Below are 12610 nucleotides of genomic sequence, written 5' to 3'. Positions count from 1 at the left end.
AATTCAAAGATAGGTTTTTACCATCTTTGAATTAGTTCCGACAAGTAACTCCGCCATCGACATATCAAAACCCGAAATCTGCGCCAATCCTGTAATGCCGGGACGCGCGGCAAACACGCCTTTTACCTCTCGTGCTCGGATGGTTAATAATCCCGGACGCGGACCGACCAAGCTCATTTCACCTTTTAGCTCGATTCGATGCTAAACTTGGCTTAGTGTACAGTTTTTACCACCTAATCCACCAATAAATATTGCTTAAACCAAATTCATGAGCTTATGCATTGGGGTGAGTTATTTATATACCTTCTGACTCTGAATATCGTGAGGTAGAAAAACGTGATAATGCCAAAGATAAGATATCGAAATGGTTGACTGCAGAAAAACCAAGCACGCTAGGCAAATGGAGGATGCATCCTCATATTAATAAAGAACCCGTCAATACTAAACCCATAAAAGCGAGCACAAGAACAAAAGCACAGCTTCCGTTTCGGATGCTGAAGTTCCAAATTGGCTTCCGTAAGGTGATCTATAAAGATCTATCGAATAATGACAATAAGCTCACTGTGCTGTTTGCTCGGGGAAATATACTTGGAGTAGATCAGATTATAAGGCCTGTACTGGGGGTAATACACTTTGATAACATTAGATGGAGTTTTTTTAAACTCCATCTAATGTTATCAATGCAACCCAAAAACTAAGATACTAGGCAAATTTAAGAGCAATTCAGCAATGACTTAGTACTAGTTAGTCGGCTAGCACAGTCATTATTAAAACCACCTTTATAAAAAAAGATCAAGTTTAGTTTCTCTTAGAGAAATCTACAGCTAAGGAACCGCTATGAACTCCTATTATAAAAACCTCATAACCAAACTCTAAAAAGCGAAGTCTTTCGATATCTTCAAATGGTATCTTTTGATAGAGCAACCTAAAACTTAAGATCACTTTGACTAAATACGTAGACATAAGTTTAATTAAAAGACTACCCAAATTCATCACTCTTAGTTAATGAAAATCGATCGGTCAGACTTAGTTGGCCGGCGTACGTACACTTAAATCATTCAGCTTATGCGGCGAATTAGATGAATGGACTTAATGCGGAGGTTTAGCCTAAGCTCCCGATAAATATGATACACCAGCTTGCAATTTTATCTAAACGTTATCTTGCTCTCGAATGTATTCCGCTACTTCATATAACGACGACACTATGATACGATGATTTCTAATCATATCAAATGAATCAACAAGAAAATGGCTGTCATCACAGTCTGGCGTATACTGTATGAAATTGAAATTGCAGTTAATAGAAAAGAGAAAGTCAACTATACTATCGCCAACATAATATACCTCAGAGTAGTTACCATGTTCTATGATACTTCTAGCAGCGTACTTGTATGGCTTTCCCATACTTACATGATCACTACAAACCAACAAATCTGGGGTCAACTCAAATCTCTTAAGAATTGGCTCAGCTGTTTTACTAGGCTTAGATGTAATAATAGACCAGCTAATTTCTCTTTTTTTTAATTCCGAGGCCAGATAAGCTAATCCAGGCATAGGCTCTATTTTTTGTATATTATTCAAATTGGAATTAAAATAATATTCTTGGACTTCATTATAATACTTTTCAATACCTAGGTTTCTGCATATCTCTAAAAAAGGCAGTCCTATATTTTCTTTATACGAAACCCAATCAATACCGAACCCGAAATGATCATTTACTCTCTCCCAGCTAAACTTCATCAGGGGGATTGAATCAATTAAGGTCCCATCTAAATCAAAGGAAAAATGAATTTTTTTAATACTTCCCATAGTACTGATCCCTAAGAATTAATTTACACACTTGCTTATAATCATCCATAGTATCTACTGCTATAGATTCAGACTCCTCTCGGTAAGTGACCACTCGTAGTCCATTCTCGATGGCTCTTAACAACTCAACCCCTTCAATTTTCTCGAGAGGACTAGCTGGAGAACTACAAAAGACTTTTAATGCCGAATATTTAAAAGCGATAACACTAAGGTGTTTCTTATATGAGCCTAAACCGAAAAATTGGTAGGGGGCTGCTGCCCTAGTCATATATAGCACCCTGCCAGAACTTTCAACTAACTTTACCCGATTCTCGTTTGATCCATCTGTGATTTCTATATAAGGAACGACAATATCCGCACCAGTCACGTGTAAATGATTAACGACTCGATCGATAACCATAGGATCTACAAGGGCTTCATCACCTTGAATATCTACCACTATATCATCATCCGATAAACCAAGATTTTTTGCTGCTTCACCTATACGTTCTGTGCCGTTAGAATGATCATTTGATGTTAAAATGACGGGGATATTATTAACACTACAAATATTGGTTATTTCCCTACTGTCCGTACATACAAAAATTTCATCTAGCCTTTTACTGAGACTACTTCTTTTTCCAACATGCACAACCATCTCATATGTGCCAATTTTTAATATTGGCTTATTAGGCAACCTAGAACTTTGTAATCGCGAAGGTATAAGTCCAACAACCCTAGAATTTTCCATTAATTTTACCTTTAGAACTCAATATTTAATCAAAGAAAAGCAACACTGATGTGAAACTCATAAACGCCTGAACTTTTAACATGGAAGCACTACACGCTAATATGCAGAGCAGATATTTGCTTGGTTTGTTCCTCGTATTTTCATGCAAGAAAATCGACACTACTTTCTCTTAGAGAAACCTACACTAATGTCAAAAAATAACTATGACTTAATATATTCTTCAACTTTATGAACATCTTCAGGAATATCTACAGCCAAGGAGCCGCTAGGAACCTCTATCATAGAAACCTCATAACCAGACTCTAAAAAGCGAAGTATTTCGATATCCTCGATAGTCTCAAGTGGTGTTTTTCGTTTTATTGAACTAAAAAATTCGAGATCACTACGACCAAATGCATATACACAGACTTGTTTATACGATTTTATAAACTCATCATTCTTACTTAACGGAATTGGAGAGCGACTCATATATAAAAGCTTCCCTAATTCAGAAACTACGACCTTAGGTACAGTAAAAGACCTAAACTCATCTTCACTAGTAATTTCACAATATGCATTAGTAATATTACCAGTTTCTTGGTATAAACTTATTACTGTGTCAATATTCTTTGGATCGATTACTGGCTCATCTCCTTGAACATTTACCAAAAAATCACAATCTAGAGTTTTGTTTGCCTCTGCAAGACGATCAGTACCAGTTAAACAATCGCTACTAGTCATAACCACTTGACCGCCAAACTCTTTTACAACTCTAGAAATTTCATGACTGTCTGTAGCAACGTAAACTTTTTCACTATCAACTGCTTTACAACATTGCTCCCATACTCTTTGGATCATAGGCTTTCCTAAAATTTTAGCGAGTGGCTTTCCTGGGAATCGACTAGATTTATATCTAGCTGGTATCACTACTGCGTATTTCATATATATCTCTTTAGTTCTTTCCAAGAGTCAACTACATAAAAACCAGAATCTCGAGTAGCAACAGTTAAGTGCTGCGGAATGCATGAACATGATCTATACGCAATGAAATCTATTTCATTGTCTTTGGCTGCGTCCAAATCAGACAATGCATCACCGATCATTACCCCATTTTTAGACTTCTTTATTTCAATAATTGAAGCCAATAAGTCAGACTTTACTCTGGGCGACCCATATACTTGTTTAAAATACTGACTTAAACTACGCTGTTTTAGTATCTCACGTAGTTCACCTTGCTCAGATCCACTTGCAACAAACTTATCCCCAGTCAAATTTTGAACAAACTCTATAAAACCTTCGGTAATAGGTGCGTCTAGGTATAGAGACATACATTGTTGCGAATATAACTGCAAACATTGAGAAGTGAAGAGTTCTTTAGAGCCACCATTTAAGTCTAGATACTGATCCACGAATGCTTCAACATGATGAAATCTAGATTTACCGAAATTTTTTGCAAAATATTCACAACACTTATCCACATCGATAGATGAAACTGAAAGCGCTAATAGAGCATTTTTCATTGCTTCAATTTTAAGATGGTTGGAATCTAGAATCACTCCATCACAATCAAAAACATAATAGTCGTACCGATCAATTAAGGTCATAAATAGAGCCTTGCTCAAGAGGATAACTTGTAGGTGTTAACGCATTAATCGTCAAACCCAGCTCAAGATATTGCTGCATAATATCAATCATCTCAATTTGACGTGGATCATTTTTATCAAAACCATCAAAACCTACCAAAGATACCCGATCAGCCTTTGCTACTATAGAAACACCAAGTGCATATGCTGCTGTTAGGTCATAAGGACTTACTGTGAAGGTTTTATCGACTCGAATTCTTTTCTTCGCGTCAACATCAAATCCATAATCAATGGTTTCCACTTCTTCCAGAACATCAAGCTCTTCTCTTTCGAACCTGTGCAAGGGAAGTACAAGTGGCTTTTTAAGCCTACGATATTCTTTTGACTCAGATAAGAATCTTGCATTGTGCGTCATCACAAAATAATCAATTTTGCCCTCATCTAAGAAATGATTGATATTTAGTGAGAGCACTACAGGCTTTTTGCTAACAATATATTGATTTATTGCTTCTAGGTATTGATCGACACTCGGAGCATTCGCAACTAACAAGACTTCACGACCTTGGAAAAGCCCCTCAAGTGAATGTGTACCTGTAACAGGGGCACAAGTAGAGTTGAATGATAAAGCAGTTGCAAGGATATCCCCATTGTAAGAGTACGCGCCTTCTAAGTGACTTAGGTACTCAATAGCTCCGATGATTTCTTCTGTGCCAAAATGACCATTAGATAATAGGTTCTGAATATAAGTGGGATGCACATTGTTCTTTGCACCTAAGAAATAAAGTAAATTCGTTCCCCAGCCATATTGCTTTTGAAGTGATTCAAATTGACGAATAACTAACTCATAAATAGGTTGTGTACGATATTTAGAAGATTCTCTTGCTAGCACCGTCAATAGCCGCTCGGTTTGTGTATTACCAGCCCCCCGCCCCATACCTGTAATGGTTGCATCTAACCACTCAACACCCTCGTCCCTCGCTGTAAGACAGTTATCTAACCCTTTACTTAGGTTATCGTGAGTATGAATACCTAGTTGTCCACGCCATTCACTGCGGATGATACTAATTATTCGCTTTACCTCTTGCGAGTCCATATTGCCTAGTGAGTCGGCGAAATAGAGCACATCGAGGTTTTCGCCCCATGAGCTAGCTGTACGCGCTTTTTCCGCAATCAGATCCGCAGGCTTGCCTCCTGATTGCATTAAATTAAAACCAACTTTATAACCAAGTTCCTTTAGACGTGTAACAATAGCCTCTGATCTATCCACTTCATGAAAGTGTGCGGCAATGCGAACTAAATCAACTTTACTTTGCTCACAGGGGACAAACAATGCATCAACAGCCGTTTCCGTATCCAAAGAAGAGCTCAAGATAGTGTTAGCATCGATCATAACACCATATGTCGGTCCAGAAGGTAAATTTAATGTGTTCAGGTGTTGCTCGGTTGTGTATGCATAAGCACCTAGAAAGCCCTTTTTAGAAAAGTTACGCAAACCTAGCTCGACATATTCTATACCAGCAACAGCAACTGCAGTTAAATATGCATCAACGACTTCTTTGGGAAAATCCCAATTATTGTAGTAGCCACCATCTCTTAAAGTGCAATCTAAGATCATACATCCTCCCTATGCCACCAAATAATCAATGAAGCTCCTTGTAATCGCTACATCGTATCCAAACAAGGTCAACCAAGTCACTACTTGGCTTGTACCCAGTAGGTGCATCTAGTAGCAGTTTCTGCACCGCCGGTATATCAAAGTGATGGCAGCTGTCATCTAAGGCTGCCAATAAAGCCTGAAACTCATCCCACCCTAGGAAAACTTCTTGAGCGGTCATGATACGAGAGTGTTCTGTCGCCTCTACGTTGTCACCGATAAGTAGCTCTTCATAGAGTTTTTCTCCTGGGCGCAAGCCGGTAAATTGAATCTCTATATCCCCTTCTGGGTTATTTAGATCTTTTACTTCCAATCCCATTAGGTGAATCATTTTGCGGGCCAAGTCGGCAATTTTCACCGACTCCCCCATATCTAATACAAATACATCACCACCTTTACCCATAGCCCCAGCTTGAATCACCAATTGAGAAGCCTCAGGTATGGTCATAAAGTAACGGGTAATATCCTTATGGGTAACAGTAACAGGCCCTCCCTTACGAATTTGTTCACGAAATAACGGCACCACTGACCCAGAGGAACCCAATACGTTACCAAAGCGCACTATGCAGAAAGTCGTCTTATCATAGCGCTTTGCGAGGGCTTGCAAGGCCAATTCGGCAACTCGCTTAGAGGTACCCATAATATTGGTCGGACGCACCGCCTTATCGGTAGATACTAATACAAAACGCTCTACCCCCGCATCGACTGCAGCTTGAGCGGTGTAGAAGGTACCAAATACGTTATTGCGTACCCCTTCGACTAGATTGTACTCCACCAATGGCACATGTTTATAAGCTGCCGCATGGTACACCGTTTGCACACCAAAGCTCCGCATCACTGTTTCAACCCTATTAGGTTTTTGTACGGTGCCAATAATCGGCTTTATCTCGACCTGCAAACCATGTTTTAGGACCAGCTTGCTTAACTCCCTATCGATGCTATATAGAGCAAACTCTGATAGTTCAAACAGGACTAAAACTTTAGGCCTTTGTAGAAGAATCTGCCGACACAACTCGGAACCGATTGAGCCCCCTGCACCAGTAACCATGACCACTTTGTCAGTGATATTTTGCCCCATCAAATCCTCTCTAGGGGTGACAGGTTCGCGACCTAACAAGTCCTCGATAGCGACATCCCGCAATTGGTCGATAGCTGCATCGCCGGAAACCAAGTCTGACATAGCTGGAATGGACTTAACCTCTATTTTGAGTGCTTCTAACTTGGAGAGGATTGAGCTTTTTTGAGAACGGGAGATATTTGGCATAGCTAGCAACACTTGCTTGATCTCCGTATCGTTAAGCATGTGCTTTAAATGGCTAAAGCTGTAAACAGGTCGGCCAATCACAAAGGTATTGTGCAGGTTTTTATCATCATCAATAAAGGCAAACGGATCATATTCATTCCCATGAATCAAAGCCTGTGCTAACTGACGTCCTGCGGATCCTGCACCGTATATTACTACTTTTTCCCGACTTTTGCGCCCAGCGGTTGCAACCATAGCCCTAACAACAAAGCGGCTACCAGCAATAAAGATCAGCAGCAGCATGGCGAACAACAGCGGAACGGTGCGGGGTAATGGGTAACCGGTAAAGAAGCCTGTCATCACCACGGTGAAAGTAGAAACACCTATACCCGCCATTATCGCCCCGGCAACCTTTATCCCCATATAGCGTAATACAGCTCGGTATAAGCCAAATCTAGCAAACGCCAGAATGGTTACCGGCAAAATTACAGCCAGCATGACCCAATTACCCTCCTGGTAAAATACCGAAGAGTTATCAATACGGATAACCCAAGCGCCCCAGAATGCAACAGATATAGCAAAGACATCTATAAGCAGAGAAATCGTCCGTTTCAAACGTCTAGGTAGCCGAAATAGCCCTTCAAGAAGCTTATCCATATTTATCGTTTTACCCGATCGCCGGAGCCCTTGCCAGACACGGTTTGAATTATATAAGTAAAGTAATTTGCAAAAGAAAGAGCAGCGATCATTTTGGCATCAGTTTGCGCCAGCAGCTCTGGGGTAGACATGTCAATATTGTTAACTTGAGCTAAGCCTGTAATACCGGGACGTACATTATAGACATCACACTTCTCGCGGGCTGCGATCAGCTCTTCTTGGTTGTATAAATTTGGACGAGGCCCAACCAGACTCATCTCACCTTTTAACACATTCCACAGCTGAGGTAACTCATCCAATTTAGTTTTGCGTAGAAACCTACCTAACTTGGTGATAGATGAAGTCGAGGCCAGGTGGCTCGCTACAGATGCCGTATCTACTTTCATAGTGCGGAACTTAACTAATTTAAATGGCGCTTTATGGCGACCAACTCTTTCTTGGATAAATAGGGGAGAGCCTGTATCAAACAAGCCGATAATATAGATAGCCAGTAAAACCGGAAAGCCAAACAACAGTCCCAGAAAAGCAAAAATAAAGTCTAATAGTCGTATCACGGTTTGTTCCTGCTAACAAAGTCATCCACGGTAAGTTCAATACCTTGCTCTAAGGTATAAGGGGGCGTCCAGTTCAATAGTGTACGAGCCTTGGAGGAATCCACTTGCAAGTCTCCGATTAGTCTATCCACTAGAGCTCTTTTGCCAGTTAGACAACCTACAAGTTTAAACAAAGAGACAGGCACTGGAAGCAAGCGAGGAGCACGCCTCATTGACCGACGCATCAAAACAACCAAATCGCGAAGAGACACGTCATTTCCATCTGATACTAAAAAAGTTTGATTCGCCACAGCAGGATGATCAATACACTTGATAATGAAGTCTACCAAGTTTTCTACGTAAATCATGCTGCGCTGATTGCTCAGCATGCCAAATGGCAATGGCAAACCTGTTGAAGATAACTTTAATAAGTTTAAAAAATTAGCTTTAACACCAGGGCCATAAACCAACGGCGGACGAACGATGACAACTGTCATGCCCGCTTGCTGAGCCAGTTTTCTTAATCCTACTTCCGCCTCGTATTTGCTAAGGCCATATGGGTCCTCGGGGGCTGGTATAGCCTCAACAGTAAACGCCGGACACGCAGAAGTACTCTCTCCATTAACCTTTATCGAGCTAACGTAGATAAATCGTTTTACTCCTGCATCAGCAGCCTGCCTAGCAAGGTTCAACGTACCTTCTACATTAACCTTACGGTACTCTGTCAGCGGGTCAGCCACTTCGTCGCGCATGATGTGAGCACGCGCTGCGACGTGAACCACCACATTAACATCGTTAAGTGCTGATGAATAATCAGTGGAGCCGTCAATGTCACCAACCACAACTGAATCATCAGAGACACCAGAACGAACTGCACCAACAACCCGTAGGTCTGATAACTTTTTTAATTCAGATAGCAAAGCAGAGCCAACAAAACCTGTAGTACCAGTTAGTAGTAGCACATTACCCATTTTTGCAACCATCCATATCAAAAACCAAGGTATTTAACTTTTGCACAAACATATCGAATCCAAGACTACGCTTTAACTCTGAACGCTCAAGATCAAAATCTTTGGCGTCATAAAGGGCGTTCTCCACATTAAGAAAAAACTGACTCAAAGCCTCATCTGACGGCACGATAACTTCGCCTAATCGATTGTTAACGACCCATCGGGCTACACTGGTTTCACTACCACACACCGCAGCAATCAAAGCGCCAGAGAAAACATAAGACGATGACTTGCTTGGAAAAGCATAACGTGTCACTTCATCTTCAATGGGTAGTAACGCCCACTCAAAGTCGGCATTTAATTGGGCAGCGTCGGAGGCAGAAACCACTCCTTTATAGGTAACATTGCTATGCCTCTGAGCTAACTGATCCAAATCAGAGGCGTACACACCTGCACCCGCAAACACAAATGGCAATGTACCGCCTTTTTGACAATATTGATCAATTGCTTTGATTAACAGAGGGATTCGCTGTAAACGTCCAGCATTACCACAAAATGTAAAACCCGTTTTTTTTTGCTCAGATAGCTTGACCTGATTGAAGGATACAGAAGGGTTTGCCAACACCTCGATGGGTGACCGAGTATCTGAGCGCATACGGATCTGATCTGCCATTTCTTGGGTGATGGTGATCAACAAACTCGCCCGGCGCATCGTTACAGAATCTAACCAGCACATTATTCGAAATAAAAAGGGCTTAATCGGAATCACAACATTAGCAGCTTCTGGATGAATATCTTGCAAATGATAAACATACTGAGATCGTGAAACTGCGCAATAAAGCATCACAATAAAGGGCACTAAAACTGGTGGATCTGTAGACACATAGACCTTTTTGGGGCGTTTGATCAGCAGCACAACAAATACCCACAACATAAAAAAAACAGCATCTAACGCCCGACGCAGGATGGCGCTACCTGACACAGAAAAGGCATGTGCGGGATAAAAATCAACCTTCTCGCCGCGCTGATGCATCGATAACTGAGCTCGAATATCGGCATGGTCTTGTAAAATCACACCAACCTTATGCGTTTTTGCTTGCTGCTCGGCAAATCGCATAAGCGCTTCACCAATCACCGGATAAATCGGCCAAAAACTTCGATTAATAATGGCTAAATCCAAGCGCTTGAACATCAATACTGCTTCCACACCGTTCGCATCACATAATCACGGTAGCTATGAATAATGCGTACTACTTTGTCAGCAACATTAGGCATGCTGTAATCAGCCACTAAACGCAAGTCACGCTGCTTGCCTTGGGCTTGGTTTTCCAAAATGCCTAAGCCCTGCATAACCCGCCCAACTTCCAAGCCAACCATCATAGCAGCGGCCTCTTCCATACCTTCTGGACGCTCATGCGCTTCACGAATGTTCAGGGCAGGGAAGTTCAGAATCGATGATTCCTCGTTGATAGTGCCGCTATCAGACAATACAGCTTTCGCACTTAATTGCAGCTTATTGTAGTCTCTAAAACCCAGCGGCTTCAATAATTGCACATTTGAGTGAAAGTTAACACCCATAGCATCAACACGTTTTTGGGTTCGTGGGTGGGTAGAGACGATGACTGGCAGATTGTAATGCGCGGCAACCGTGTTCAATACGTCCACTAATTTTATAAAGTTTTTGTCGGAGTCCACGTTTTCTTCACGGTGCGCACTCACCACAAAAAACTGCCCTTCTTCAAGATTCAGCCGCTCCAACACCGTAGAGGCATCGATACCTTCGCGGTAATAGTTCAGCACCTCAAACATCGGACTGCCGGTCTTAACAATACGGTCCGGAGGCAGACCTTCTGCCACAAGATAATCACGCGCAATAGTGCTGTAACTCAAGTTAATATCGGAAGTGTGGTCAACAATACGGCGGTTAATTTCTTCCGGTACGCGCATATCAAAGCAACGGTTACCCGCTTCCATATGGAAGGTCGGGATCTTACGGCGCTTGGCTGGAAGTACCGCCATACAACTATTGGTATCTCCCAATACCAATACAGCTTCGGGTTCTACCTCAGCTAGTACCTGATCAACCTTAATAATCACATTACCAATAGTTTCAGCACCTGTGCTACCAGCAGCACTCAAAAAATGATCAGGCTTGCGAATGCCTAAATCCTGAAAAAAAATTTCATTCAGTTCATAATCGTAGTTCTGACCAGTATGCACAAGAATGTGTTCGCAGTGCTCGTCCAATTTGGCCATCACACGAGACAAACGAATGATTTCAGGACGCGTGCCTACCACGCTCATTACTTTTAGTTTTGCAACAGTAGTTGTCATATCACGGTACCATTTAATTTACTGGGAAGCAGACGTTAACGGGCAAGCGTAGGTATCTGGCTTTTCTCGGTCAAAAACCTCATTCGCCCACAACATAACAATCATTTCATTATCACCAATATTGGTAATGTCGTGTGCCCAGCCAGGCATTGTTTCGACTATTTCGGGTTCTTCTCCGTTGGTTTCCAGTTGGTAAAACTCACCTGTGTCTATATGCCGAAACTTAAAACAAGCTCTACCCTTAATAACTAAAAATTTCTCTGTTTTTGTATGATGATAATGGCCACCACGGGTAATACCGGGGAGCGCTGTGAAGTAAGAGAACTGACCAGCATCTGGTGTTTTCAACATTTCTACAAATACGCCACGCGGATCACCGTATTTGGGAACTTCGTAAGTAAAACGCTCTTTCGGCACATAACTGAGATAAGTGGAATACAAAGCACGAACCAATCCATTCCCCACACGCTCGGTAATCAAACTCTGGCGGCTATCTCGAAAGCGATATAACTGCTCAGCGAGTTGACCTACAGTAATTTGGTAGACCGACCGAACAGTTTCAAACCCTTTGCCAACACGATTAACATCCAGCAGTGCGAGAAAATGTTCGATCACATCATCAACGTATACCAAATTAACCGCCGCATCAGGGTCATTAATTTGGATGGGGAGGTCGTTCACAATATTGTGACAAAAGGTCGCTACTACAGAGTTGTAATTGGGTTTAGCCCATTTACCAAACACATTCGGCAAACGGAAGACAGAAACAGGCACACCCTCGTCGCGCAGGGCCAGCAAGACATCTTCCGCAGCTCGCTTGGATAAACCATAAGGGTTATCCAGCTCCGCTTGAATTGAAGATGTATAAATAACCGGAGCTTTACAATCCGTCGCCCTAATGGCTTCAGCCAATTGCTGACTTAAGCTTACATTACCCTTTACAAACTCGGCGGTGTCTTGTGGTCGATTTACACCAGCAAGATGAAATACGAACTGCACACCGTCCAGCATGGCAGGCAATTCTGACTCAGAGTGTTCTCGGGTAAAACATACTACCTCAATGTCTTTTCGTTCGGTCAGGTGAGCCAACAGGTTTTTACCAATGAAGCCGTTGGTACCAGTTACCAATACTCGCATG

The 12610-nt window shown here is 41.8% G+C and carries 12 protein-coding genes; all 12 read right to left on the bottom strand.

All coding sequences use genetic code 11. From position 1 onward, the window contains the following. Positions 1-3: 3 nt before the first annotated feature. The gene (locus tag DN730_RS19455) at positions 4-177 is read right to left on the bottom strand and encodes a sugar transferase (RefSeq protein ID WP_211313869.1); all 174 of its coding nucleotides are present in this window, start codon (positions 175-177) and stop codon (positions 4-6) included. A 972-nt stretch (positions 178-1149) separates the two neighbouring features. After that, entirely contained in the window at positions 1150-1809 is a 660-nt protein-coding gene (locus tag DN730_RS10510; protein WP_115468098.1) for an HAD family hydrolase, read from the bottom strand. Next, a complete protein-coding gene (kdsB, locus tag DN730_RS10505) occupies positions 1796-2539 on the bottom strand; it encodes a 3-deoxy-manno-octulosonate cytidylyltransferase (protein ID WP_115468097.1) in 744 nt (247 codons plus the stop codon). The genes DN730_RS10510 and kdsB overlap by 14 nt, the downstream gene beginning before the upstream one ends. A gap of 201 nt (positions 2540-2740) precedes the next feature. Beyond that, the gene (locus DN730_RS10500; protein WP_115468096.1) at positions 2741-3460 is read right to left on the bottom strand and encodes a 3-deoxy-manno-octulosonate cytidylyltransferase; all 720 of its coding nucleotides are present in this window, start codon (positions 3458-3460) and stop codon (positions 2741-2743) included. Further along, positions 3457-4122, bottom strand: a complete 666-nt coding sequence (locus DN730_RS10495; RefSeq protein ID WP_115468095.1) for an HAD family hydrolase — start codon at positions 4120-4122, stop codon at positions 3457-3459. Before DN730_RS10495 ends, DN730_RS10500 begins: the two co-directional genes overlap by 4 nt. Further along, positions 4109-5716, bottom strand: coding sequence for an aldolase catalytic domain-containing protein (locus DN730_RS10490; RefSeq protein ID WP_115468094.1), 1608 nt, complete (start codon positions 5714-5716; stop codon positions 4109-4111). The genes DN730_RS10495 and DN730_RS10490 overlap by 14 nt, the downstream gene beginning before the upstream one ends. A 25-nt stretch (positions 5717-5741) precedes the next feature. Then, positions 5742-7655, bottom strand: coding sequence for a polysaccharide biosynthesis protein (locus DN730_RS10485; protein WP_115468093.1), 1914 nt, complete (start codon positions 7653-7655; stop codon positions 5742-5744). 2 nt (positions 7656-7657) lie between these two features. Next, complete coding sequence (locus tag DN730_RS10480; protein ID WP_115468092.1) at positions 7658-8209, bottom strand: sugar transferase; 552 nt, start codon at positions 8207-8209, stop codon at positions 7658-7660. Beyond that, on the bottom strand, positions 8206-9159 hold the full coding sequence (locus DN730_RS10475) for a UDP-glucose 4-epimerase family protein (RefSeq protein ID WP_115468091.1): 954 nt from the start codon (positions 9157-9159) through the stop codon (positions 8206-8208). The genes DN730_RS10480 and DN730_RS10475 overlap by 4 nt, the downstream gene beginning before the upstream one ends. Next, positions 9152-10345, bottom strand: coding sequence for a glycosyltransferase family protein (locus tag DN730_RS10470; protein ID WP_211313868.1), 1194 nt, complete (start codon positions 10343-10345; stop codon positions 9152-9154). Before DN730_RS10470 ends, DN730_RS10475 begins: the two co-directional genes overlap by 8 nt. Continuing rightward, positions 10330-11472 carry a non-hydrolyzing UDP-N-acetylglucosamine 2-epimerase gene (wecB, locus tag DN730_RS10465; RefSeq protein ID WP_115468089.1) on the bottom strand — a complete coding sequence of 381 codons (1143 nt, stop codon included), beginning with the start codon at positions 11470-11472 and terminating at the stop codon, positions 10330-10332. Before wecB ends, DN730_RS10470 begins: the two co-directional genes overlap by 16 nt. An 18-nt stretch (positions 11473-11490) precedes the next feature. Next, on the bottom strand, positions 11491-12609 hold the full coding sequence (wbjC, locus tag DN730_RS10460) for a UDP-2-acetamido-2,6-beta-L-arabino-hexul-4-ose reductase (protein WP_115468088.1): 1119 nt from the start codon (positions 12607-12609) through the stop codon (positions 11491-11493). Position 12610 lies beyond the last annotated feature (1 nt).

The sequence above is a fragment of the Marinomonas piezotolerans genome (genome assembly GCF_003362755.1).
In the GTDB taxonomy this organism is placed as follows: domain Bacteria; phylum Pseudomonadota; class Gammaproteobacteria; order Pseudomonadales; family Marinomonadaceae; genus Marinomonas; species Marinomonas piezotolerans.
This window is presented reverse-complemented; position numbering and strand designations above follow the sequence as displayed.

Coding starts and splice junctions, on each gene's coding strand:
- DN730_RS19455 (WP_211313869.1), bottom strand. CDS start 177: ATGAGCTTGGTCGGTCCGCGTCCGGGATTATTAACCATCCGAGCACGA.
- DN730_RS10510 (WP_115468098.1), bottom strand. CDS start 1,809: ATGGGAAGTATTAAAAAAATTCATTTTTCCTTTGATTTAGATGGGACC.
- kdsB (WP_115468097.1), bottom strand. CDS start 2,539: ATGGAAAATTCTAGGGTTGTTGGACTTATACCTTCGCGATTACAAAGT.
- DN730_RS10500 (WP_115468096.1), bottom strand. CDS start 3,460: ATGAAATACGCAGTAGTGATACCAGCTAGATATAAATCTAGTCGATTC.
- DN730_RS10495 (WP_115468095.1), bottom strand. CDS start 4,122: ATGACCTTAATTGATCGGTACGACTATTATGTTTTTGATTGTGATGGA.
- DN730_RS10490 (WP_115468094.1), bottom strand. CDS start 5,716: ATGATCTTAGATTGCACTTTAAGAGATGGTGGCTACTACAATAATTGG.
- DN730_RS10485 (WP_115468093.1), bottom strand. CDS start 7,655: ATGGATAAGCTTCTTGAAGGGCTATTTCGGCTACCTAGACGTTTGAAA.
- DN730_RS10475 (WP_115468091.1), bottom strand. CDS start 9,159: ATGGGTAATGTGCTACTACTAACTGGTACTACAGGTTTTGTTGGCTCT.
- wecB (WP_115468089.1), bottom strand. CDS start 11,472: ATGACAACTACTGTTGCAAAACTAAAAGTAATGAGCGTGGTAGGCACG.
- wbjC (WP_115468088.1), bottom strand. CDS start 12,609: ATGCGAGTATTGGTAACTGGTACCAACGGCTTCATTGGTAAAAACCTG.